Here is a 20852-nt window from a genome sequence, read left to right as displayed (position 1 = left end):
CCATGGACAAGAACACCTCTCTGAAGAACAAGATCGTGCCGATCGCCGCCGTGGCGGTCCTGGCCCTCGTGGCCTGGTGGGCCTGGAAGACCTTCACGCCCAAGGGCCCGGGAGAGGGCTTCGTCGGCAGCAACGGCCGTGTCGAGGCCACCGAGATCGACATCTCCACCAAGCTGCCCGGCCGCGTGGAGGAAATCCTGGTGCGCGAGGGCGACTTCGTGCAGGCCGGCCAGCCCGTGGCGCGCATGCAGATCGACACCCTGCGCGCCCAGCGCCAGGAAGCCGACGCCATGCGCCAGCAGGCCGAGCACAGCGTGGCCGCGGCCGAGGCCCAGGTCACCCTGCGCCGCAGCGACCTGGCCGCCGCCCAGGCCCTGATCGTGCAGCGCGAGACCGAGGTGGACGCCGCGCAGCGCCGCTTCAAGCGCTCGGAAACGCTGGCGCGCGAGGGCGCCTCCTCGGTGCAGGAGCTCGATGACGACCGCGCCCGCGTGCGCGGCAGCGAGGCGGCACTGGCCGCCACGCGCGCACAGGCCGCCGCTACCCAGGCCGCCGTGAAGGCGGCCGAGGCCCAGGTGGTGGGCGTGCGCTCCCAGGTGCAGGCGGCCACGGCCACGGTGGCGCGCGTGCAGGCCGACATCGACGACGGCGTGCTCAAGGCCCCGCGCGACGGCCGCGTGCAGCTGCGCGTGGCCCAGCCCGGCGAAGTGCTGGGCGCAGGCGGGCGCGTGCTCAACCTGCTGGACCTGTCCGATGTCTACATGACCTTCTTCGTGCCCGAGACCGCCGCCGGCCGCATTGCCCTGGGCAGCGAAGTGCGCCTGGTGCTGGACGCCGCGCCCGAGTACGTGATCCCGGCCCGCGTCTCCTTCGTCGCCAGCCAGGCCCAGTTCACGCCCAAGACCGTGGAGACCGCCAGCGAGCGCCAGAAGCTGATGTTCCGCGTGCGCGCCCAGATCCCACCGGAGCTGCTGCGCCGCCATCTGGAACAGGTCAAGACCGGCGTGCCCGGCATGGCCTGGCTGCGCACCGATGCCAGCCATGAGTGGCCCGCCAACCTGGCCATCAAGCTGCCAGCCCAGCCCGCGCAATGAGCGAGAGCACGACGCCCCATGCCAGCGGCTGGGTCGTGCGCCTGAAGGGCGTGCACCAGCGCTATGGCCAGGTCGAGGCGCTGGCGGGCATCGACCTGGACATTCCCGAAGGCCGCATGGTCGGCCTGATCGGGCCGGACGGCGTGGGCAAGTCCAGCCTCATGGCGCTGATCTCCGGGGCGCGCAAGATCCAGGAAGGCAGCGTCGAGGTGCTGGGCGGCGACATGGCCCAGCGCCGGCACCGCGAGGCCGTCTGCCCGCGCGTGGCCTACATGCCTCAGGGCCTGGGGCGCAACCTCTATCCCACGCTGTCGGTGGAGGAGAACCTGCAGTTCTTCGCGCGCCTGTTCGGCCATGACGCGGCCGAGCGGCGCCGGCGCATCGACGATCTCACCCAGGCCACGGGCCTGCGCAAATTCCTGGAGCGCCCGGCCGGCAAGCTGTCGGGCGGCATGAAGCAGAAGCTGGGCCTGTGCTGCGCGCTGATCCACGACCCCGACCTGCTCATTCTTGACGAGCCCACCACGGGCGTGGACCCGCTGGCGCGCGCCCAGTTCTGGGACCTGATCGCGCGCATCCGCCGCCAGCGCCCCGGCATGAGCGTGCTGGTGGCCACGGCCTACATGGACGAGGCCCAGCGCTTCGACTGGCTGGTGGCCATGGACGAGGGCCGCGTGCTGGCCACGGGCACGCCGGCCGAGCTGCTGCAGCGCACAGACAGCCGCTCGCTGGAAGAGGCCTTCATCGCCCTGCTGCCCGAAGAGAAAAAGCGCGGCCATGCGCCCGTGACCATTGCGCCCCTGCCCGAGGGCGGCGAGGACGACATCGCCATCGAGGCCAGGGACCTGACCATGCGATTTGGCGACTTCGTCGCCGTGGACCATGTGTCCTTCCGCATCCGCCGTGGCGAGATCTTCGGCTTCCTGGGCTCCAACGGCTGCGGCAAGAGCACCACCATGAAGATGCTGACCGGCCTGCTGCCGGCCAGCGAGGGCCAGGCCTGGCTGTTCGGCCAGCCCGTGGACCCGCGCGACATCGACACGCGCCGCCGCGTGGGCTACATGACCCAGGCGTTCTCGCTGTACGGCGAGCTGACCGTGCACCAGAACCTGGTGCTGCATGCGCGCCTGTTCGGCGTGCCCGAGGCGGACATTCCCGCGCGCGTGGCCGAGATGCTGCAGCGCTTTGACCTGCAGGCCGCGCAGCACAGCCTGCCGGCCGCCCTGCCGCTGGGCATGCGCCAGCGCCTGTCGCTGGCCGTGGCCATGGTGCACAAGCCCGAGCTGCTCATCCTGGACGAGCCCACCTCGGGCGTGGACCCCGTGGCGCGCGACGGCTTCTGGCGCCTGCTGGTGGAGCTGTCGCGGCGCGACCGCGTGACCATCTTCATCTCCACCCACTTCATGAACGAGGCCGAGCGCTGCGACCGCATGTCCATGATGCATGCGGGCAAGGTGCTGGACAGCGACACGCCCGCGCGCCTGGTGGCCAAGCGCGGCGCGGCCACGCTGGAGGAAGCCTTCATCGGCTACCTGGTCGAGGCCGGTGGCGGCGAGGCCCCGGCCGAGGAACAGCAGGCCGCGCCTGCCGCCCCCGCTGCCGTGGAAACGCACACTGCGCGCCGCCGCCATTTCAGCGCCCAGCGCATGCTCAGCTATGTCTGGCGCGAAGCGCTGGAGCTGCAGCGCGACCCGGTGCGCGCCACGCTGGCCCTGGTGGGCTCGCTGATCCTGATGTTCGTGATGGGCTACGGCATCAGCCTGGACGTGGAGGACCTGCGCTTTGCCGTGCTGGACCGCGACCAGACCACCATCAGCCGCAGCTATGCGATGAGCCTGTCGGGCTCGCGCTACTTCATCGAGCAGCCGCCGCTGACCGACTACGACGCACTGGACCGCCGCATGCGCAGCGGCGAGCTGACCCTGGCCATCGAGATCCCCCCGGGCTTTGCGCGCGATGTGCTGCGCGGCGGCTCCGTGCAGGTGGGCGCCTGGTTCGACGGCGCCATGCCCACGCGCGCCGAGACCGTGCGCGGCTACCTGCAGGGCATCCACCAGCACTGGCTGACCGAGCAGGCCCGCGAGCGCCTGGGTATGGCGCCGGCCGGCCTCATCGACATCCAGACGCGCTTTCGCTACAACCCCGACGTGCGCAGCCTGCCGGCCATGGTGCCGGCCGTCATGCCCCTGCTGCTGCTGCTTTTGCCGGCCATGCTGACGGCGCTGGCCGTGGTGCGCGAGAAGGAAAGCGGCTCCATCACCAACCTCTACGTCACGCCGGTCACGCGCACCGAATTCCTGCTGGGCAAGCAACTGCCCTATGTGGTGCTGGCCATGCTGAACTTCCTGCTGATGTGCCTGATGGCCGTCACCCTGTTCGGCGTTCCCGTGACGGGCAGCTTTGCCACGCTGGCCCTGGCGGCGCTGATCTTCAGCGGCGCCTCCACGGGCTTCGGCCTGCTGGCCTCCACGCTGACGCGCAGCCAGATCGCCTCGATGTTCCTGGTGCTGATCGGCACGCTGATCCCCACCACGCAGTTCGCGGGCCTGGTCGATCCAGTGTCCTCGCTGGAGGGGGCGGGCCGCATCATCGGCGAGGTCTATCCGGCCAGCCACATGATCGCCATCAGCCGCGGCGTGTTCAGCAAGGCGCTGGGATTTCGGGAGCTGGCCGGCTCGTTCGGGCCGCTGCTGCTGTCCGTGCCGGTGATCCTGGGCCTGGCCATTGCACTGACCAGAAAGCAGGAGAGCTGACATGCGCACCCGCCTTTTCTCCAACATCTACCGGCTGGGCGTCAAGGAGCTGTGGAGCCTGTGGCGCGACCCCGTGCTGCTGGTGCTCATCGCCTATGTGTTCACGGTTTCCATCTACACCGCGGCCACGGCCATGCCCGAGAGCCTGCACAACGCGCCCATCGCCATCGTGGACGAGGACGGCTCGCCGCTGTCGCAGCGCATCGCGGGCGCCTTCTATCCGCCGCAGTTCGCGCCGCCGGCCATGATCGACCGCACGCAGATGGACCCGGGCATGGACTCGGGCACCTACACCTTCGTGCTCAACATCCCGCCCAACTTCCAGCGCGACGTGCTGGCGGGCCGCGCCCCCGAGCTGCAGCTGAACGTGGATGCCACGCGCATGAGCCAGGCCTTCACGGGCAACAGCTATGTGCAGCAGATCGTCACGGCCGAGGTCAGCGAGTTCGTGCGGCGCTTTCGGGGCGCCACCGCCCTGCCGGTGGACCTGGTGGTGCGCGCGCGCTTCAATCCGGCGCTGGACAAGGTCTGGTTCGGCGGGCTGATGCAGATCATCAACAACGTGACCATGCTGTCCATCATCCTCACGGGCGCGGCCCTGATCCGCGAGCGCGAGCACGGCACGGTGGAGCACCTGCTGGTCATGCCGGTGACACCGACCGAGATCATGCTGGCCAAGATATGGTCCATGGGACTGGTCGTGCTGGTCACCGCCTTTGCCTCGCTCAACCTCGTGGTGCGCGGCGCCCTGGGCGTTCCCATCGAAGGCTCGCTGCCGCTGTTCCTGGCGGGGGCCGCGCTGTGCCTGTTCGCCACAACGTCGCTGGGGATCTTCCTTGCCACGCTGGCGCGCAACATGCCACAGTTCGGCATGCTGCTGGTGCTCGTGCTGCTGCCGCTGCAGCTGCTGTCGGGCGCCATGACGCCGCGCGAAAGCATGCCCGAGCTGGTGCAGAACATCATGCTGGCCGCGCCGACCACCCACTTTGTCGAGCTGTCGCAGGCCATCCTCTACCGCGGAGCGGGGCTGGACGTGGTCTGGAAGCCCTTCCTCGCGCTGGCCGCGATCGGCTCCGTGCTGTTCGCCCTCACGCTCACCCGTTTTCGCAAGACCATCAGCCAGATGGCCTGATTTCGTTCCCGCCGCCAAGGCATCTTTCCATCTCAACCAGCAAGGAGTTTCATATGAGCGCACAGACCATTCCCCTCCATCTGCTCAAGGCACAGCTTGAACTGCAGCTGCACCTGAGCCGGCTGCTGCAGGAAAGCGGCCAACAGTGGCTGGAGCATGCCGCACGCAACGGCCCCGAGCGCATCGCCGAGACCGGCAGCGAGATCGAGGGCGTGCAGCAGACCAGCAGCTGGCAGGAGCTGGCCACCCTGCCCGCCCAGGCCTTCTGGCGCCACGCCCATCTGCGCATGGGCCATGCCCAGGCCCTGGCCCAGACCGCCATGGCCAGCCAGATGACCCTGGCCCAGGGCGTGCAGCAGGCCGTGCACGACTGGCAGCAACAGGTGGCAGCCACGCTGGGCAACAGCACCCAGGGCGCGGCCGACACCGCCGTGCCGTGGAGCGACCTGCTCGCCCGCTGGACCTCGGCCGTGCAGTCCGTGGCCCAGCCCGCCCATGCGGCGCAGCAGCCCATTGCGGCAGCCGCCGCCGAAACGGCCCGCGACACCACAGCCCAGGGCTGACGGCCCCAAGGAAGCCGCCACGCGGTCCCGCAGGTTCGGGGCCGCATGGGCGCGGGGCGGCCATCCGCACCCAGCCACAAACAATCACACGCAATCTAAGAGCAGGGCATGACATGCCGGTAAAGGAGTGGGCCAGATGAACGAGAACCTGCAGAGCCACGGCACCGTGGACGTGGGAGGGATGTGGGGCGATCCGATGAAGCTGTCGCAGGCAGCCGCGCAATACGCCACCGATGCCTGGCAGCGCTCGCTGCTGTATGCCGACATCCGGCGCCAGCGTGGCAACCAGTACCGCGAGCATCTGGCCGAGGAAGTGCCCAATGTGCTGAGCTTCCGGGCCGAGATCGTGATGTCGGGCCTGGACCTGCCGCGCCCCGTCAACTACGGCCTGGCACGCATCGCGCCCATGGAGGGCACGGTCATCGACCCGGCCAAGCGCCCCTTCATCGTCGTCGATCCGCGCGCGGGCCACGGCCCCGGCATCGGCGGCTTCAAGCCCGACAGCGAGATCGGCGCCGCGCTCAAGGCCGGCCATCCCTGCTACTTCGTGGGCTTCCTGCCCGACCCCGTGCCCGGCCAGACCGTCGAGGACGTGATGCGCGCCGAGGCCCAATTCGTGCGCAAGGTCGCCGAGCTGCACCCCGAGAGCCGGGGCAAGCCCGCCGTCATCGGCAACTGCCAGGCCGGCTGGCAGATCCTCATGACGGCGGCCGTCTGGCCCGAGCTGTTCGGCCCCATCATCGTGGCCGGTGCGCCGCTGTCGTACTGGGCCGGCGACAACCCCATGCGCTATGGCGGCGGCCTCATGGGCGGCAGCTGGATGACGGCGCTGACCAGCGACCTGGGCGCGGGCCGCTTCGACGGCGCATGGCTGGTGCAGAACTTCGAGAACCTCAACCCGGCCAACACGCTGTGGGAAAAGCAGTACCAGGTCTATGCCGACGTGGACACCGAGGGGCCGCGCTACCTGGGCTTCGAGAAGTACTGGGGCGGCTATGTCTTCCTGGAAGGCCGCGAGATGCAGTACATCGTGGACAACCTGTTCATCGGCAACCGGCTGGCCACGGCCGAGCTGACGACCTCGGACGGCGTGCGCATCGACCTGCGCAACATCCGCTCGCCCATCGTGGTGTTCTGCTCGCATGGCGACAACATCACGCCGCCGGGCCAGGCCCTGGGCTGGATCACCGACCTGTACCGCGACGACGAGGACATCGCCGCCCACGACCAGACCATCGTCTTCGCCACGCATGACAGCATCGGCCACCTGGGCATCTTTGTCTCGGGCGCCGTGGGCCGCAAGGAGCACCGCGAGTTCGCGGCGCACATCGACATCATCGACCTGCTGCCCGCCGGCATCTACCGCGCCGAGATCGCCGACCGCCCGGCCGGTGTGCCGGCACAGGACCTGACCGACGACGCCTACCTGATGAAGATCCGCCGCAGCGACCTGGCCGAGGTGCGCGGCATCGTCCGGCCCGATCCCGAAAGCGAGCGCCATTTCGCCGCTGCCGCGCGCGTCTCCGAAATCAACCTGGCCCTGTACCGCAACACCGTGCAGCCCTGGGTGCAGGCGCTGTCCACGCCGCTGTCTGCGCGCTGGCTGCAGGCCATGCACCCGCTGCGCGTGGGCTATGAATGCTGGTCGGACTCGCACCCGCTGGCGCCCGTCGTGGCCCAGGCCGCCGAGCATGCGCGCGAGGACCGCCACCCCGTCGAGCCCGACAACCCCTTCCTGAAGGCGCAGCAGGCCATGTCGCAGGCCGTGGTGCATCTGCTCGACACCTACCGCGACCAGCGCGATGCCATGCAGGCGCGGCTGTTCCACGCCATCTATGGCTCGCCCCTGATCCAGGCCCTGGCCGGCCAGAGCCGCCAGGACGACGGCCCGCCGCGCCCGCACCCCGGCGAATCGCCCGAGCACTGCCAGTACATGCGCCAGGAACTGGCGCGGCTGCACGAAAGCGTGGCCCAGGGCGGGCTGTACGAGGCCGTCATCCGCGCCCTGTTCCACGTGCTGCGCGCACGCGGAGAGGCCGATGAGCGCCACTTCCGCCACGCCTGGCGGCTGCTGCAGGACCACCTGGGCGGCGTGCCGCCCGACATGGCGCAGTTCCGCCGCATCGTGCGCCGCCAGGCCCTGCTGATGCAGCGCGAGCCCGACGCCGCCATGGCCGCCATCCCCCGGTTGCTGGCCGCCTCGCCCGCCGCCGACATCCGCTGGGGCATGACCACGGTGGACGAGCTGGCCAACCAGGGCGGCAACCTCAGCGATGCCGAGCACCAGCGCCTGCTGCAGGCCATGGGGCATTTCGTGCAGGCGCTGGAGGCCGCCGAGTCCAGGCAGGCGAAGGAGCAGGCCGAGCGGCACCCGGCCATCGCGCCAGCCTCGGTGGCCGAGCCTGAACCCGCACCTTTGACGGCACCTTCGGCAGCGCCTCTGACCGCTCCTGTTGCAGCTCCTGAACCGGCACCCGAGCCCGCACCTGTTCCCGAATCCGCGCCTGCCGCCAAGCGCCCCGCACGCGCCCAGGCCAGCCGCGCACACCCCAGCCCCCGGAAAAAGCGATGAACCTCTCCCCCGATTCCGATACGGCCCTGCCGCCCGAAGACCTGGCCCTGCTGCGCAACCACAGCTTTGACGAACTGGGCGTGGGCGACAGCGCCAGCCTGGAACGCACGCTGAGCACCCAGGACCTGCGCCTGTTCGCCGCCCTGTCGGGCGCGGCCGTGGCAGACGGCGCTGGTGCCGGTGCTGGTGCTGGTGCTGGCACGGTTGCCGGTGCCGACGATGACGACACGGCCCTGATCGCCCACGGCATGTGGGGCGGCATGCTGCTGGCCTCGGTGCTGGGCACGCGCCTGCCCGGCCCGGGCACCACCCTGGTCGGCCAGACGCTGCGCTTTCTGGCGCCGCTGGCCGCAGGCGACCGGCTGACCGTGCGCGTGGAGGTGCTGGCCAAGCAGGCCGAGCAGCGCCAGGTCACGCTGGCCGTGGCCTGCACCAACCAGCATGGCGCCGCCGTGATCGAGGGCCAGGCCACCGTGCATGCGCCTGCGCGCCACATCGAGCGCCAGCGCACCAGCCTGCCCGAGATCCGCCTGGAAGCCGGTGGACGCGACGGCCTGCAGCGGCTGCTGGCCCATGTGGCCGGCCTGCCGCCCATCCGCGTGGCCGTGGTCCATCCCTGCGACGAGCCCAGCCTCTCGGCCGCGCTGGACGCGCGCCGCGAAGGCCTGATCGACCCCGTGCTCGTGGCCCCGCGTGCGCGGCTGGAGGCCGTGGCGGCCGAGCACGGGCTGGACCTGGGCGGCCTGCGCATCGAGGACGTCCCGCACAGCCACGCCGCCGCCACGCGCGGCGCCGAGCTGGCCGCCTGCGGCGAGGTCGAGGCCATCATGAAAGGCAGCCTGCACACGGACGAACTCATGGCCGAGGTGGTGGCCGCCGCCGCCGGCCTGCGCACCAAGCGCCGCGTCAGCCACTGCTTCGTGCTGCAGACGCCGCACTACCCGCGCCCCTTCATCGTCACCGATGCGGCCATCAACCTCGCGCCCGACCTGCAGCAAAAGGCCGACATCGTGCGCAACGCCATCGCCCTGGCCCATGCCATCGGCGTGCCCGAGCCCAAGGTCGCCATCCTGGCCGCCGTGGAGACCGTGAGCCCGCACATGCCGGCCACGCTGGACGCCGCCGCGCTGTGCAAGATGGCCGACCGGGGCCAGATCGAAGGCGGCGTGCTCGACGGGCCGCTGGCCTTCGACAACGCCGTGTCCATGGCCGCCGCGCGCACCAAGGGCATCGATTCGCCCGTGGCGGGCCAGGCCGACATCCTGGTCGTGCCCGACCTGGAAAGCGGCAACATGCTGGCCAAGCAGCTCATGTACATGGGCGAGGCGGCCAGCGCCGGCATCGTCATGGGCGCCAAGGTGCCCGTGATCCTGACCAGCCGCGCCGACAGCCGCGCCTCGCGCATCGCCTCCTGCGCCATCGCCCTGCTGCTGGCCCACCGCTACCGGAACTCCCCACCATGATCCCTGCCCACACCGCATCCTCCCCCGCCCGCGAACTGGTCGTGGTGCTCAACTGCGGCTCGTCCAGCATCAAGTTCGCCGTCTTCGACGGTGCCCAGCGCCCGCTGCCGCGCAAGCCGCTGTGGAACGGCAAGGTCCAGGGCATCGGCGGGCCCGCGCCCGACTTCGGCGAGAGCGGCGTTTCGCCCTTTGCCATTGCCCTGGATGCCGCCCACCCCTACCGCGCCGCGCTGCAGCTGATCCGCGAGCGCATTACCGCGCGCCTGGCGCAGCTGGACGGCGCCCGCGTGGCTGCCGTCGCCCACCGCGTGGTGCACGGCGGCAGCCGCTACTTCGAGCCCGTGCGCGTCGATGCCGGCGTGCTGGCCGACCTCAAGGCCTTCATCCCGCTGGCGCCGCTGCACCAGCCCTTTGCGCTGGAGGCCATGGACATCCTGCTGCGCGAGCGGCCCGAACTGGTGCAGGTGGCCTGCTTCGACACCGCCTTCCACCACACGCTGCCCAAGGTCGAGCAACTGCTGCCCCTGCCGCATGCGGCCTGGGAACGCGGGCTGCGCCGCTACGGCTTCCACGGCCTGTCCTACGAATACATGGCCACCGCCCTGCCCGAGCGCCATGGCGACCTGGCGCGCGGGCGCACCCTGGTGGCCCACCTGGGCAGCGGCGCCAGCCTGTGCGCCATGCAGGGCCTGCAAAGCGTGGCGACGACCATGGGGTTCTCTGCGCTGGACGGCCTGATGATGGGCACGCGCACCGGCGCGCTGGACCCCGGCGCCGTGATCTACCTGATGGAAATCGAAAAGCTCAGCCTGCAGGAAGTGGGCCGCATCCTGTACCACGAGTCCGGCCTGCTGGGCGTCTCGGGCACCTCGTCCGAGCCGCGCGTGCTGCTGCCGCTGGAGTCAGGCGCCGATGCCCAGGCCGAGCGCGCGCGCGATGCGCTGGCCCTGTACGTGCGGCGCATCGTGCGCGAGATCGGCGCCCTGGTCGCCGTGCTGGGCGGCCTGGACCTGCTGGTGTTCACCGCAGGCGTGGGCGAGCACAGCGCCGAGATACGGCGGCGCGTGTGCGAGGGCCTGGGTTTTCTGGGCCTGCGGCTGGACGCCGAGGCCAATGCGCGCGATGCGACCGTGATCTCGGCCACCGGCAGCGCCGTCACCGTGGGCGTGGAGCCCACGAACGAGGAATGGGTGGCAGCGCGCCATGCGCTGCGCTGGCTGCCGGGCTAGGAACGATCGTCCTGCGCACCGCCTTCGCGCAGCCGCGCGAACTCGCGGTGCTCGTAGGCAATGCATTCCTCCATGAGGTGGCGGTACACCGCCTCCATCATGTCGGGCTGGCCGCCCTCGGCGGCCGTGCGCTCGCGCACGCGGCGCACGATGGCCTCGATGCGGCCCTCGTCGCGCACCTGGGCCGCATCGGCCTTGATGCGCGCGGCCTGCTGCATGTAGCCCATGCGCGTGACCAGCAGCGGCACCAGCACATCGTCCAGCGCGTCCACATTGCGGCGCACATCCAGCATGTCGGTGCAGTGCTGCACCAGGTCGATGGCCTGCTTGGCGCGGTCCGTGCTCATTCCAGTCCTTCCTCCACCAGCTCGGCCGCGCGCATCAGTGCGCGCGCCTTGTGCTCGGTCTCTTTCCATTCCATCTCGGGCACGGAATCGGCCACCACGCCGGCGGCGGCCTGCACGTAGAGCGTGCCGTCCTTGATCACGCCCGTGCGGATGGCAATGGCCAGGTCCATGTCGCCCGCAAAGCTCAGGTAGCCGCAGGCGCCGCCGTAGATGCCGCGCTTGGTGGGCTCCAGCTGGTCGATGACCTCCATGGCATGCACCTTGGGCGCGCCCGTCAGCGTGCCGGCCGGGAAGGTGGCCTTGAACACGTCCATGTTGTCCATGCCGTCGCGCAGAATGCCCTCCACGTTGCTGACGATGTGCATCACGTGGCTGTAGCGCTCCACGGCAAAGGCCTCGGTCACCTTCACGCTGCCCGTCTTGGCGATGCGGCCGATGTCGTTGCGCGCCAGGTCGATCAGCATCACGTGCTCGGCGCGTTCCTTGGGGTCGGCCACCAGCTCCTTTTCGATGGCCTTGTCGGCCTCGGGCGTGGCGCCGCGCGGGCGCGTGCCGGCCAGCGGGCGGATGGTGACCTTCTGGCCCTCGTCCGTGTTCTCCTGGCGCACCAGGATCTCGGGGCTGGCGCCCACCACATGGAAATCGCCCAGGTGGTAGTAGTACATGTAGGGGCTGGGATTGAGCGAACGCAGCGCGCGGTACAGGCTCAAGGGGCTGGCCGTGAAGCGCTTGTGGATGCGCTGGCCCACCTGCACCTGCATGAAGTCGCCTGCGGCGATCAGCTCCTTGGCCTTCTCCACGGCCGCCAGGTAGTCTTCCTTGGCAAAGCTGCGCTGGGCCGGATGGCTCTCCCCCGCCTTGATCTGCGGTGCGCTGACCGAGTAGCGCAGCAGATCCTTCAACTGCCGCAGCCGCTTCTTGGCGCGCGTATAGGCCTCGCTCTCGCCGGGGTTGGCATAGACGATCAGGTACAGCTTGCCCGACAGGTTGTCGATCACCGCCACCTCCTCGCACTGCAGCAGCAGGATGTCGGGGCAGTTGAGCGTATCGGGCGGGCAGGAATCTTCCAGCTTCTTCTCGATGTAGCGCACGGCGTCGTAGCCGAAGTAGCCGGCCAGCCCGCCGCAAAAACGCGGCAGCCCCGGGCGCAGTGCCACCTTGAAGCGCTTTTGGTAGGCAGCGATGAAGTCCAGCGGATTGCCCTTGGCCGTCTCCACCACCTGGCCATCGGTCACCACCTCGGTGCATGCCGCATCGCCGAAGCCGCTGGCGCGCAGCAGCGTGCGTGCAGGCAGGCCGATGAAGCTGTAGCGCCCGAAGCGCTCGCCGCCCACCACGGACTCCAGCAAAAAGCTGTGCTTGCCGTCACCGCCCGCATGGGCCAGCTTGAGGTAGAGGGACAGGGGGGTTTCGAGGTCCGCAAACGCCTCGACCATCAGAGGGATGCGGTTGTAGCCCTGCGCAGCAAGGCTCTTGAATTCGAGTTCGGTGATCACGGGGGAAGGCTCCGGATTGCGTGGCGCTGGCAGACCTGGTGTGGGTGCGGGCTGCGTATGGATTGCGCCGATTCATTCGATTGGCCCGTAGGGCCTCGGGTGCACGCCGGGTCGCGCCCCGGGTGCTTCAGCTGTTCAGTTGGACAGGCTTGCGCCAGGGCCAGGCTCCCCGGTCTCCACAACCTGCAATGAACATGCGATGAATGAACATAGCGGGCAAGTGTAGCGCAGACGCGGCTGGGTACAAGTGCGGACCGGCGCCTTGCGGGGGCGCCGCAGGGGCCTGCCATGGCCACAATTGACACCCTGGTCAGCCTGACCAACAATGGCAGCACAACCTGACCAGAAAGGTCAACCATGCCGTCCCATTTCTCCGCCCGCACCGACGCTGCCTTGCCCGAGGGCGAACGCGACCCGCTGAACCGCGCCCTGCGGGACCTGAGCCATCAGGTCGGATCGGCCATGCCGCGCAACACCACGCCCATGCCGATCTCGGTCTTCAAGGCGCAGTACGGCGCGGTGCTCAAACAGGCCGATCACGACGGGGTGGCCCTCATCTCCCAGGGCCGCAAGCGCTACGTGATCGTCAGCGAGGAGCACATGGTGGCCCTGTCCGCCAACGAGCGCGCCCCCCGCACGGTGGCCGACATCTGCCGGTCCCTGCCACTGCCGCGCCAGGCCGTGGATCTGTCCGCTGCGCAGATGTCCGGGGCGCGCGGCGATATCGACGTACCCGCCCGGCGCGCGCCATGAGCCGCTACCTGCTGGGCCCCCGCTGCCTGCTGTGGATGGCGAACCAGGAGCCCGCGACCCTGCAGTGGTTCTCCACCATCCGGCCGCTGGACTGCATCGTCAGCGACCTGTCCATGGCCATCGCCAAGGCGGCCGTGGCAGAGGCATTCCATGACCTGCGCGACCGCAACGAATGGTTCTCCCTGCTCGACGCGCTGTATGCCAACCTGCGGGCCGAAGGCGCCTCCATGCTGACCAGCGTGGACAACAAGGTGCTGGAGCGCTTCATCGAATGGCGCAACTTCGCGCCGCTGGACAGCCAGGGCCCGCAGGGCACGGCGCCCCTGGCGCAGGACCTGCGGCTGCTCATCGCCACGGCCGACCTGCTCAAGGTCTGCTACACCGAGCCCGCCAACCTCTACCTGACGCAGGCCGCCGCCCGGGGCGTCACCGTGCACGCGCTGTGATGGACTTCGACGTACCGCCCCTGTCCAGCGCGGTGCGCCAGGGCCTGCGCCGGCGCCGGGTCGTCCTGAGCCTGTCGGGCGGCGGCTATCGCGGCCTCTTCAGCGCCCATGTGCTGGAGCGCATCCACCGCGAATTCGGCAACGGCGACCTGCTGGAGAAAGTGGACCTGTTCGCCGGCACCTCCATCGGCGCAATCATCGCCACCGCCCTGGCCAGCGGCTGCCAGCCCGCGCGCATCAAGCAGTTGCTGCTGGACCACGGCCCCGCCATCTTTCCCTCCAAATGGCTGCCCGGCCTGCGCCAGGCCATGGGCAAAGCGCTCTATGACAGCGCCCCGCTGCGCGCAGCGATCAAGGAGGCCATGCCGCAAGCGGAGCAGTCCGCCCTGGGGCAACTGCAGGTGCCGCTGCTGCTGCCCGCCGTGAACTGGAATTCATCGCAGCTGCACGTGCTGGCCAGCGGCGCCCTGCCCGACAGGGACCGGCTGGGCCTGACGCTGATGGACGCCATGCTGGCCTCATCGGCCGCCCCCACCTACTTTCCCGCGCACGCCGCAGCAGGCCATGTCTTCGTGGACGGCGGACTCGCCGCCAACGCGCCCGACCTGCTGGCCCTGCAGACCGCCCGCCAGCTCTGGGGGCCGGCCGCCGACATCGTGATGATCAGCATCGGCACCGCCAACCCCCAGCAGGGCCAGGACCCCGTGGCCATGCCCCGGCGCGGGCTGACCCTGGTCAAGCCCCTGCTGGACCTGGTCATGGCCGCCCAGGAGGTCCAGGCCGTCAAGGCGGCCCGCCAGGAACTGGGCACCAGCAGCTACCTGCGCCTGAACTTCACGCAGCCCCCAGCCCAGCAAAAGCGCCTGGGCCTGGACATCGCCAACGCCGACAGCACCCGGCTGCTGCAGGCCCTGGGCGACGAATGCATCGCCGCCCTCACGGAGCAGGAAAAGACGCTGCTGAAGAACGTCCTGGGCTGAAACGCCCAACGCTTCTCGCCCACCCGGCCGAGCGCAGCGAAGGCCCGGGCAAACTCCCCGTATGTCAGCGCCTGCGCCGTGGTGGTTGCGGGGTTGCAGTCCTGCCGAAGGACAGGACTGCTTCGTCATCTGACTCGCCGTGATTGTTTGAACGTAGCGCGCAGCGCGAAGTGAGTTTCACGGCGAACCCCGCAACCGCCACGGCGCAGGTTGCCCCGCAGCGCAGCGAAGGGGTCGCGGACATTCGGGTCGTCTTTCTTTTGCCTCCTTTTCTTTGACGAATCAAAGAAAAGGAGGTCGGCCGCCGGGCCGAAACCCGGCCTCGAAAAGAAACGCCCCGACAGGGGCTTGCAAAGAGACTCAGCGCGGAAACGCCGCCAAAGCAGCGCCATCCACCGGCCCGCGAAAACCCTGTTGCCACCCCTCTCCAATCCCCACAACATCTCGCCCGGACGTAACAAACCGCAACCGGGCCACAGCCCGCCCCCCGCAGGAGACACCATGACCGCCTTGCCCCGCTGGATGAAGACAGCCGCCCTGGCCATGGCGCTGGCGATGCCGCTGGCCGCCACTGCCCAGGAGCCGCCGCGCACCGTCGCGGGCGTGGCCTATCCCGCCCAGGCGGGGGTGGGTGGCCAGACGCTGCAGCTCAATGGCGCGGGCATTCGCTACAAGGCCATCTTCAAGGTCTACACGGCCGGCCTGTACCTAGAAAAACCGGCCGCCAGCCTGCAGGAGATCGCGGCCCTGCCCGGCCCCAAGCGCGTGAGCGTGACCATGCTGCGCGAGATCGATTCGGCCGAGCTGGGCAAGCTGTTCGCGCGCGGCATCGAGGACAACATGGAGCGCGCCCGCTTCTCGCGCCTGGTGCCCGGCGTGCTGCGCATGAGCGACATCTTCACGCAGCACAAGAAGCTGCTGCCGGGCGAGAACTTCTCGGTGGACTGGGTGCCGGGCCAGGGTGCCCAGGTCTTCGTCAAGGGCCAGGCCCAGGGCGCGCCCTTCCAGGAGCCCGAGTTCTTCCAGGCGCTGCTGGGCATCTGGCTGGGCCCGCACCCGGCCGACGATCAGCTCAAGAAGGCATTGCTGGGCGGTTGAACGGCTGCGCGGGCTCCTGAACCGGCCCGGCAAAGCGTGCCTGGATCTCCAGCCCCGTGGCACCGGGCAGGGCCGTGAGCGTCCAGCCATGGGCGCGCGCAATCTCCAGGCAGATGGGCAGGCCCAGGCCCGCGCCCAGGTCGCGCCGCTCGCTGCTGCGCCAAAAGCGCTCGAAGATGCGCGGCAGGTCCTCGGGCGGCACGCCACGGCCCTGGTCCAGTACCGAAAAGCCCAGGCCGCAGGCCTTCACGGTGACGGTGGCGCCCTGCGGGCTGTGCTGCACGGCGTTCTCGATCAGGTTCTTGAGCAGCACGAAGAGCGCGCCCCGGTCGGCACGCCAGGCAGGCGAGCCGTCCTTGACCTCGCAGTGGATGTGCACGCCGCATTTTTCGGAGGCGCGGGCCATGAAGTCGCAGACCTCGCCAATGATGTCGGCCGGCGCAATGTCTTCCATGCGGTAGCGCTGGTGTTCGCAGACCTCGGCCAGGTGCAGCAGCTGCTGGACCTGGCGCGCCATGTGGTCCACGTCCTTGAGCAGCTCGGGGCTGCGCCGGTCCTCGGGCTCCAGCTCGATCTGCACGCGCATCAGGGCCAGCGGCGTCTTGAGCTCATGCGCGGCCATGGACAGGAATTCCTGCTGGTTCCTGAAGCCGGCCTGCAGCCGGTCCAGCACGTGGTTGAAGGCCTCGACCAGGGGCGCGAACTCGCGCGGCAGGTCCTTGGGCTGCAGGCGCGTGCCCAGCGTCTGCGGGGTGATGCGCTGCGCATCCTGCGCGGCCACGCCCAGCGGCCTGAGCATGCGCTGCAGCGTGCGGTGCGTGGAGAACAGGAACACGACCAGGAAGACCACGCCGATGGCCACCATGCCCCGCCACAGCGCGGGCAGGCCCACCGATTCGCGCAGCCAGTCCACCATGCGGTCGCTGACGGCTATCTGCACGTGCCACGTCGTGCCGTCGTGGACCAGCGTGGCCGTGCCCGCGCGCATGACCACGCCGCCGCGCTCGTAGGCAAAGGCCTTGAGCTCGGGGTCGAAGCCCTGGCCGGTCTGCGTCAGCGGCTGCATTTCGCCGTTGGGGGCGAAGACCACACGGCCGCGGGCGTCGGTGATGCGCAGCTGCATTTCCTCGCCCAGGCTGGTCAGCATCCAGGCCTTGAGTTCACGCTCGCTGAACCCCTGGGGCACGCCCTTGGCGTCGAAGCTCACCCACTCGGCCAGCTTTTCGGCCGCATGCCCCATGCCGCGCTGCAGCGCGTAGCTGTCGAAGGGCTTGGCGACGAGGATCACCAGCGCGCCCACCAGCAGCGCGCTGAACACCATGCTCAACCCATAGACGGCCAGAAGCCGCGAGCGCAGGCTACCGGGCCAGCAAAGGTTCGCGAAGCGCATAGCCCTGACCCCGGATGTTGACGATTTCCATGCACGAGCCGGCCGCGGCCAGCTTGCGGCGCAGCCGGTGCAGGGCCACATCAAGGGCGTTGGGCGTGACCACGCTGCTCATGCCCCAGGCCGCCGCCTCCAGCGTGGAGCGGCGCACCGTGGCGCCGGCCTTGCGCACCAGGCTGAGCATGATCTGCAGCTCCGCCGGCGGCAGCGCGATGGCCGAGCCCGCGCAGTGCATGCAGGCCTGCTGCGGGCTGATGCTGATGTCGCCCAGCTGCGGCGCCAGCTCCTGCACCAGGGCCGGGCGGCGCAGCAGGGCGCGCACGCGGGCGATCAGTTCTTCCATGGGAAAGGGCTTGGTCAGGTAGTCGTCGGCCCCGGCTTCCAGGCCGCCCACGCGGTCGCTGAGCGCGTCACGGGCCGTGAGCATCAGGCAGGGCGTGGAGCGGCCTGCGGCGCGCAGGCGCTGCACCAGTTGCAGGCCGTCGCCATCGGGCAGGCCGCGGTCGATGACGATGACGCCGTAGTCGATGTCCTGCAGGGCCAGCCAGGCCGTGGAGATCTGGTGGAAGACGTCGGTCTCTATGCCGGAGTTGGCCAGCGAGCGGCTGACCAGCGTGGCCAGCCTGGCATGGTCCTCAATTAATGCGATGCGATTCATGGTTTCCGTCGTTGCCGCACAGGGACAGCAAATGCTCCCTGATCCCGGTGATGCGCTGCGGCGCCATGGGCTCGACCAGCACATGGATGACCCACAGGTCCTCGACCATGGCGCGGCATTGCAGGGCAATGTCCTCGGACACCAGATCGTCGGCGCATGCCGCGTCCACGAAATCAAACCATATGTTCTGGAATCTTGCGCGGGTCAGCAACTGTGCGGCCGTCTTCTGGCCGCGCTGGCGGGACAGGGCATGCTCGCAGACGCAGCGCACGTAGGAGCGCAGGTGGCGTGCGGGGCCTGGCGGCTCCTCGGCCAGCGCCTGCAGCAGGTCCTCGCGGAACTTGAGGATGACCAGCTCGAAGATCGTCTCCAGCCGCACGGCACGGTGCTGGCTGCATTCTTGGAAGCGCGAACCCAGGGAATACGCCTGGCCCGCCGCCTGGATACCTATCACGTCCTGGTAGATGGAGGCTTGCATTGCGATGGCACGTTCTGTCGTTTCAGGCTCCGTCGGTCCGCCGCGAGAGCGGCAAACCTTCGGGGAAAACGGCCATGCTCCCCGATTGCGTCTTACTGGCGACTTACCGGCCCCTGAATCTGGCCCATTACACCGGGAATATGCAGGCGGCCGGTTTGATCAATATTGGCTCAAATATCTTCCTGCCAGCCAGCAACATACCTGACCAGCGCCCACTGTGCCAGCCACAGTGCCATATAGCCAAAGGTCTCCACCAGCTCCTCCAGCACGATCACCTGATAATCAAACCATTGCTGCAGGACAATGAAACCATGACCTTCCGCATTGGTGGAGATCACCATGGCCGCGACAAATATCGCCAGGCTGAATATCGGCAGCGCATTCTCGTGCACCAGGCGCTTGATGACCTTGTTCCAGACACCGTGGCGCACAAACCAATAGCAGCACAGCAGCAGCATGGCACCCACCACCCATTTGACGGCGGGCCGGTACCACAGCACCTGGGAGCTGATCACCGGCCCCCACTTGCCAGCCTCCAGGCTGGGCAGGAAAGCCGCGCCCCAGGCCAGTTCACGCCCCAGAAAGGCCAGCCAGAACAGGGAGGCGATCCACCACAGTGGCGCTGCAAAGGAGCCCTTTTGCCGCCGCGCCGCAACCAGGGCCGCCACCATGCCCAGCAGCAGGGTCACGGCCTGGATATTCTCCAGGAATCCATTTTCCCAGCTCAGGCTTTGCGGCAATACAAAGCTCAGGGGAAAACTCAATACCAGTCCCGCCAACAAAGCCCAATTCCAAAGCCGCAGCAAGGAATCATCGTGGTATTTGGACGTGGATATTCTTGTTTTTGAAAGGGAAGCAGTCATTTTGATACAGGGCGTCTGGCGCTTTATCTGTTGATATGGTTTTTGCAAGCACGCAATATCCCGGAATACTTACCAGGAAGCCGGAGAAATGGCGGGCGCACGGGCCTTCCCACCGTTTTTCATTACAGCAGACTTGCCACCAGATTGCAGCACTGTGTCAAATTTGCCCTGCCGGGCGCGCAGTTGCCACCGCAGCCCGGCCAGGGCGGGCCGGGCTCGGCCCGTTGCCAGAACGGGCTGGGCTCAGGCGACGCGGACCGCCCGCGGGGGCAGCGCCGCCAGGGGCGCGGGCTGCACCAGGTCGCGGTAATAGTTGGGCAGCGCGAACAGTGCGGGGTGCACTTCGGCGTTGTAGTAGCGCAGGTCGGGCAGGCGGCGCTCGGCCAGGCGCTGGCGCAGCTGGGCGGGGGGCAGCGCCGCCGCATCCAGCGTGTCGGAGGCCACGGCCAGGCCCCAGTAGGCGCCGTACAGGGGGATGTAGAGGCCGTAGCAACGCACGATGGCAAAGCGCTCGCGCAGGCTGGCCACCAGCCGCGCCACCTGCTCGCCATGGAAGACGGGGCTGCCCAGGTGCAGCACCAGGGCGCCGCCCGGCGCCAGCACGCGCTTCATGCGCGCCAGGGCCTGGTCGGAGTACAGCGCGCTGGCAGGCGTGTCGGGGTCGGTGAGGTCCATGAGCGCGAGGTCGAAACGCTCTTCGGTGTGCTCCACCATGGCCATGCCGTCGCCTATGCGCAGCTGCAGGCGCGGGTCATCGAACACGCCCCGGTGCACCTGCTGCAGGTGCGTGCGCGCGGCCTGGACCACGGCCTCGTCCAGCTCGGCCACCACCACCTGCTCCATGGACGGGTGCTTGAGCAGCTCCTCGGCCGCGCCGCCATCACCACCGCCCAGGATCAGCGCCTTGCGCGGCGCCGGGTGGGCCAGGGCCGCGGGGTGGACCAGGGCCTCGTGGTAGAAGAATTCCTCGCCTTCGGAGGTCATGAAACGCCCGTCCAGTCGCAGCACCTTGCCGAACTGCGGCGTGTGCAGCAGCTCCAGTTCCTGATGGGGCGTCTGCACGGTTTCGCGCCGCATGGCGCGCCAGCCAAAGCGCGCATGGGGCGTGAGCGCCTCCAGCGCCCAATCGCCCTCATCGGCCGCCGCCTCGTCCTTGGCGCCGGGGCCGATGTCGCCGCGCATGAGTTGCTGACGCACGACGCGGCCCGGCGCGTAGGCGGCGATCACGCCCTCCATCAGCGCGCGGGCCTTGCCCGAGTTGTCGGCGGAGAAGTTGCAGACGTAGACATCGACGGTGACGCAGCCGGTCTCGGGCCAGGTGTGGATGGCCAGGTGCGATTCGGCCAGCAGCACGGTGCCGGTGACGCCGCCGGGCTGGCCCTGGTAGTCAGGGAACTTGACCCAGCGGTCCTCCACCAGGGTCAGGCCGGCCTGCGCGGTCTGTGCGCGGCACAGGGCGGCAATGGCGTCGGCGTCGAGCATGTGGCGCGCGTCGCCCTGGCATTGGTAGAGATCGGCGGTCAGGTGCAGTCCGTGCATG

Annotated in this window: 18 protein-coding genes; 11 read left to right on the top strand and 7 right to left on the bottom strand. The window is 69.2% G+C overall.

Translation table 11 applies throughout. The features are described from left to right. Positions 1 to 2: 2 nt before the first annotated feature. From BO996_RS03895 to BO996_RS03865, 7 genes are all read left to right on the top strand, one after another. Positions 3 to 1094 carry an HlyD family secretion protein gene (locus BO996_RS03895; RefSeq protein ID WP_071954053.1) on the top strand — a complete coding sequence of 364 codons (1092 nt, stop codon included), beginning with the start codon at positions 3 to 5 and terminating at the stop codon, positions 1092 to 1094. Further along, positions 1091 to 3847, top strand: a complete 2757-nt coding sequence (rbbA, locus tag BO996_RS03890; protein ID WP_071954052.1) for a ribosome-associated ATPase/putative transporter RbbA — start codon at positions 1091 to 1093, stop codon at positions 3845 to 3847. The genes BO996_RS03895 and rbbA overlap by 4 nt, the downstream gene beginning before the upstream one ends. Position 3848: 1 nt before the next feature. Next, the gene (locus BO996_RS03885) at positions 3849 to 4979 is read left to right on the top strand and encodes an ABC transporter permease (RefSeq protein ID WP_012202690.1); all 1131 of its coding nucleotides are present in this window, start codon (positions 3849 to 3851) and stop codon (positions 4977 to 4979) included. Positions 4980 to 5032: 53 nt separating this feature from the next. Beyond that, positions 5033 to 5542 carry a hypothetical protein gene (locus BO996_RS03880; RefSeq protein WP_034389636.1) on the top strand — a complete coding sequence of 170 codons (510 nt, stop codon included), beginning with the start codon at positions 5033 to 5035 and terminating at the stop codon, positions 5540 to 5542. Between the two features lie 136 nt (positions 5543 to 5678). Beyond that, positions 5679 to 8114 (top strand): DUF3141 domain-containing protein, encoded by a 2436-nt coding sequence (locus BO996_RS03875; RefSeq protein ID WP_071954051.1) that lies wholly within the window; start codon positions 5679 to 5681, stop codon positions 8112 to 8114. Then, a complete protein-coding gene (locus tag BO996_RS03870; RefSeq protein ID WP_071954050.1) occupies positions 8111 to 9577 on the top strand; it encodes a bifunctional enoyl-CoA hydratase/phosphate acetyltransferase in 1467 nt (488 codons plus the stop codon). The genes BO996_RS03875 and BO996_RS03870 overlap by 4 nt, the downstream gene beginning before the upstream one ends. Next, positions 9574 to 10806 (top strand): acetate/propionate family kinase, encoded by a 1233-nt coding sequence (locus tag BO996_RS03865; protein ID WP_071954049.1) that lies wholly within the window; start codon positions 9574 to 9576, stop codon positions 10804 to 10806. The genes BO996_RS03870 and BO996_RS03865 overlap by 4 nt, the downstream gene beginning before the upstream one ends. On the opposite strand, the gene BO996_RS03860 is transcribed toward BO996_RS03865, so the two are convergent. After that, positions 10803 to 11153 carry a chorismate mutase gene (locus BO996_RS03860; RefSeq protein WP_016449526.1) on the bottom strand — a complete coding sequence of 117 codons (351 nt, stop codon included), beginning with the start codon at positions 11151 to 11153 and terminating at the stop codon, positions 10803 to 10805. The genes BO996_RS03865 and BO996_RS03860 overlap by 4 nt on opposite strands. Then, entirely contained in the window at positions 11150 to 12649 is a 1500-nt protein-coding gene (gene trpE, locus BO996_RS03855; RefSeq protein WP_071954048.1) for an anthranilate synthase component I, read from the bottom strand. Before trpE ends, BO996_RS03860 begins: the two co-directional genes overlap by 4 nt. A 357-nt stretch (positions 12650 to 13006) precedes the next feature. On the opposite strand from trpE, the gene BO996_RS03850 reads away from it, so the two are divergent. The 4 genes from BO996_RS03850 to BO996_RS03835 all read left to right on the top strand — a co-directional run bounded on the left by BO996_RS03850 (position 13007) and on the right by BO996_RS03835 (position 15926). After that, positions 13007 to 13402: a hypothetical protein gene (locus BO996_RS03850; RefSeq protein WP_013804688.1), complete on the top strand. Its 396-nt coding sequence runs from the start codon at positions 13007 to 13009 to the stop codon at positions 13400 to 13402. Next, positions 13399 to 13848, top strand: coding sequence for a hypothetical protein (locus BO996_RS03845; protein WP_034389628.1), 450 nt, complete (start codon positions 13399 to 13401; stop codon positions 13846 to 13848). Before BO996_RS03850 ends, BO996_RS03845 begins: the two co-directional genes overlap by 4 nt. Then, a complete protein-coding gene (locus BO996_RS03840; RefSeq protein ID WP_071954047.1) occupies positions 13848 to 14828 on the top strand; it encodes a CBASS cGAMP-activated phospholipase in 981 nt (326 codons plus the stop codon). Before BO996_RS03845 ends, BO996_RS03840 begins: the two co-directional genes overlap by 1 nt. A gap of 501 nt (positions 14829 to 15329) precedes the next feature. Then, complete coding sequence (locus BO996_RS03835; RefSeq protein ID WP_013804690.1) at positions 15330 to 15926, top strand: chalcone isomerase family protein; 597 nt, start codon at positions 15330 to 15332, stop codon at positions 15924 to 15926. On the opposite strand, the gene BO996_RS03830 is transcribed toward BO996_RS03835, so the two are convergent. The 5 genes from BO996_RS03830 to speE form a co-directional block, all read right to left on the bottom strand. Then, positions 15901 to 17247: a sensor histidine kinase gene (locus BO996_RS03830; RefSeq protein WP_232240462.1), complete on the bottom strand. Its 1347-nt coding sequence runs from the start codon at positions 17245 to 17247 to the stop codon at positions 15901 to 15903. The genes BO996_RS03835 and BO996_RS03830 overlap by 26 nt on opposite strands. Before the next feature lie 37 nt (positions 17248 to 17284). Further along, entirely contained in the window at positions 17285 to 17971 is a 687-nt protein-coding gene (locus BO996_RS03825) for a response regulator transcription factor (RefSeq protein WP_013804692.1), read from the bottom strand. Then, positions 17949 to 18449 carry a hypothetical protein gene (locus BO996_RS03820; RefSeq protein WP_071954046.1) on the bottom strand — a complete coding sequence of 167 codons (501 nt, stop codon included), beginning with the start codon at positions 18447 to 18449 and terminating at the stop codon, positions 17949 to 17951. Before BO996_RS03820 ends, BO996_RS03825 begins: the two co-directional genes overlap by 23 nt. 170 nt (positions 18450 to 18619) lie before the next feature. Then, complete coding sequence (locus tag BO996_RS03815) at positions 18620 to 19312, bottom strand: hypothetical protein (protein WP_071954045.1); 693 nt, start codon at positions 19310 to 19312, stop codon at positions 18620 to 18622. A 243-nt stretch (positions 19313 to 19555) separates the two neighbouring features. After that, the gene (gene speE / locus BO996_RS03810; RefSeq protein WP_071954044.1) at positions 19556 to 20851 is read right to left on the bottom strand and encodes a polyamine aminopropyltransferase; all 1296 of its coding nucleotides are present in this window, start codon (positions 20849 to 20851) and stop codon (positions 19556 to 19558) included. Position 20852 lies beyond the last annotated feature (1 nt).

Source organism: Delftia sp. HK171, assembly GCF_001886655.1.
GTDB classification, from domain to species: domain Bacteria; phylum Pseudomonadota; class Gammaproteobacteria; order Burkholderiales; family Burkholderiaceae_C; genus Comamonas; species Comamonas acidovorans.
The sequence above is the reverse complement of the archived record's forward strand: the minus strand, read 5'-3'. Positions and strand labels throughout refer to the sequence as shown.